The sequence below is a fragment of the Rhizobacter sp. P3_B12 genome, assembly GCF_056402895.1.
Genome location: NZ_JBFUGN010001117.1, coordinates 1 through 1,867, shown reverse-complemented (window position 1 = coordinate 1,867; position 1,867 = coordinate 1). Strand labels below are relative to the sequence as shown.

Sequence of the window (1,867 nt, the reverse complement as noted above, 5' to 3'; positions counted from 1 at the left end):
GTGCTACGTCGAGGTCTTCGCTGGCGGCGCCGCGCTGTACTTCCTTCGCCCGCCGGCGGACGTGGAAGTCATCAACGACATCAACGGCGAGCTGGTGAACCTGTACCGCGTGGTGAAGCATCACCTCGAGGAGTTCGTGCGCCAGTTCAAATGGGCGCTGTCCAGCCGCGAGGTTTTCAAGTGGATCCAGGACACGCCCGCGGAGACGCTGACCGACGTGCAGCGCGCTGCTCGGTTCTACTATCTGCAGCATCAGTGCTTCGGCGGCAAGGTGCAGGACAGACCTGGGGCACGGCGACGACCGCGCCACCGGTGAACCTGCTGCGCATTGAGGAGTAGCTCAGCGCGGCGCATCTGCGCCTGGCCGGCACCTTCGTCGAGCGGCTGCTGGAAGACCTGCATCGAGCGCTACGACCGGCCGCACACGTTCTTCTACCTGGACCCGCCGTACTGGCAAACCGAGGGGTATGGCGGACCGTTCCCGTTCGAGGAATACGAGGCGATCGCCGCAGCATTCCGCAGCCTGAAGGGCAAGGCGATGATGAGCATCAACGACCATCCGGCGTTGCTTCTGGGGCATGCACATGGAGTCGCTGGACATCGCCTACACGGTGGCCTGTGCGCCAATCCACTCGAACACGCGCCGACACATGGCCATCACTCGACTCGCCTGCTTCGTCCGTCATCGATCTCTCCATTGAAGGGAAGCCTTGACGATCGGCGATCAGGATCGGTCAGGCAATGACGGGGAAGGTCGGACACTCACGCTACGACATCGGGGACCGGCTGGCGATTCGAACGTCGGAGGCTGGGTGCAGCAGGGGCCTTGCCACCTGGTGCTGACTACCGCCATGGAGGGGCCGGCGGCCAAGGGCCTGCTTGCGGCAGGGCGAGCCGCCCTGGTTGCCTTTCTGAATCGGCAGGGCGTGGCAGCTGTTCGGATCGACGTGCGGGTCGCCGTGCCGAATGCGCCCGCGAGCAGCGGCGAGGCACAACGAGTGCACGTTGCGAAGGCTTGACTGCAAGAGAGCGCGTTGGCGCCACGGCGGACGGTTCGTTCCCCTCCATCGGCTTGAAAAAGCGCCGTCGTGCTTGGAACACGACCCGAGGATGAGCCAACGTTCGACTCCTGGGCCGCTTGAAACTGGCCCCACAAATTGACCACTCTCACCGCGACAATTGCGCACTCGCGTCACATCACAAGACCATGATGGCCCCACTCATCGACGCTCAGGCTTATTTCTTCGTCCAGGGACTGCTGTTCATCGCACTGCCCCTGACCGCATGGATCATCCTGTCCAGCCGCCACGACGCGACCACGGTGGCGCAATGGGGTATCAGCGGCTTGATGTCGGGGGTCGGATTCGTACTGATCGGCCTGCGCGGGCACGTCCCCGACGTGCTGGGCTACCCCGTTGCCACGGCTCTCGCCTACGGTGCCTATCTGTTGTGCGGCGGCGCCCTGCAGCGCGAGTTGGGGCAGCGGCCCCGCTGGGCGCTGCTGGCGCTCATCTGCGCGCTGGCGACTCTGGGCTTCCAGGTGTCGATGAACCTGGGACGTGACCCGCGCGAGCTCTATAGCGCCGGCATCCGCCTGGCTGGTGCGTCGTGGCTGGCGTACCTCGCGTTCACACTGGCCCGCCGCGAAAAGACGCGCAGTGCCGTCTTGCTGGGCGCCGTATTTGCATTGTCCGCGGTCGCGTCGACGATATCTGCAGCGGCCGCGCTGGGTGGCTGGGGCGAAGGACGCGCCCCTACCGCCTTGGACTATGGGTTGGTCAACGTCGCGGCCCTGCTGACGGCGCTGTACGCCAACATGGGCTACGTCGGCCTGGTGCTGGGCCGCTCGCGCGCCAAGGAGCAAGCG

1 protein-coding gene and 2 pseudogenes are annotated in these 1,867 nt (G+C 65.4%); all 3 read left to right on the top strand.

Annotated features, from left to right (window positions below):
- Nucleotides 1-701: pseudogene (locus AC1D01_RS32775) on the top strand (DNA adenine methylase); the annotation flags it as partial.
- Nucleotides 702-710: 9 nt separating this feature from the next.
- A complete protein-coding gene (locus AC1D01_RS32770) occupies nt 711-1,019 on the top strand; it encodes a hypothetical protein (protein WP_477873665.1) in 309 nt (102 codons plus the stop codon).
- A 191-nt stretch (nt 1,020-1,210) separates the two neighbouring features.
- Nucleotides 1,211-1,867, top strand: a pseudogene (locus AC1D01_RS32765) (hypothetical protein); the annotation flags it as partial.